Raw genomic sequence first — 788 nt, 5'->3', positions numbered from 1 at the left:
ACGCCCTGCAACTCAGATTTTTTCTTATCGAGAATTTCTCCGCGCCCCCGGCAACGACATTCATTTTTCACATGGCCTTTGCCATCACACGCCTTACACACTACGCGCACCTGTTCACGTACTGATTTCCACACCTCCCAGTCTGACGGAGAAATACCTTTCGTATCTTTTACCCATTTTGGTGGCTTACCATCCGGGTAAGTAACCTTGTTCGTGAAAACCTCAGCATCAATTAATTTAGCACCATGACAGCTACTGCACGTCACCAGGCTGGCCGCACTGAGGGAATAATCGCGAAATACATAACGCGCCATAGTGTCGAGAAATTTTGAGCGCTTACTCTCTTCCATTTTCCGTAATGCTCCATGCCGTTCTGCACGCTGCTCTGCTAATTGCCTGATGTAGGCGATGATATTTTCAGAAGATAAAACTCCGGCTTTTGCCAGATACAATTCAATACCCACTGCGGCTTTTGCAGTAAGTAGCCCGAGGGATGCCATTACGTCAGTAATAGTCAGCGTATCAGACGCTATTCCGCATGGTACTGCGCCGGGCATCATAGATTTAGGTGAAAAATATTTAGGTAAAGACTCAAGCTTCATTTCGATGCTCCCGTTTTGCTTCAATGCGGACGTAATTACGAAGAATGCGGTATGCCACCGGAAAAGATCCCCGGTATCGATAAATTCGGAGACGCAACCAGCGCATGCGGAGTATGTCGATCAGTTCTGGTTTCATGCTGCATTATCCTGTCGACGTGCGCGGCGCTTCTCCAGCGCCCGGGCTTT

At 48.4% G+C, this 788-nt stretch carries 2 protein-coding genes; both read right to left on the bottom strand.

The features are described from left to right. Positions 1–602 (bottom strand): antitermination protein Q (locus tag NA197_RS23345; protein ID WP_438796706.1); only part of this gene is annotated, 602 nt, incomplete at its 3' end. Next, a complete protein-coding gene (locus tag NA197_RS23340) occupies positions 592–738 on the bottom strand; it encodes a YlcG family protein (protein ID WP_001648706.1) in 147 nt (48 codons plus the stop codon). The genes NA197_RS23345 and NA197_RS23340, both read right to left, overlap by 11 nt. Positions 739–788 lie beyond the last annotated feature (50 nt).

The sequence above is a fragment of the Salmonella sp. NW884 genome (assembly GCF_051700745.1).
GTDB lineage: Bacteria > Pseudomonadota > Gammaproteobacteria > Enterobacterales > Enterobacteriaceae > Salmonella > Salmonella enterica.
Note: the sequence above shows the minus strand (reverse complement) of the source record. Positions and strands in the feature narration are given on the sequence as shown.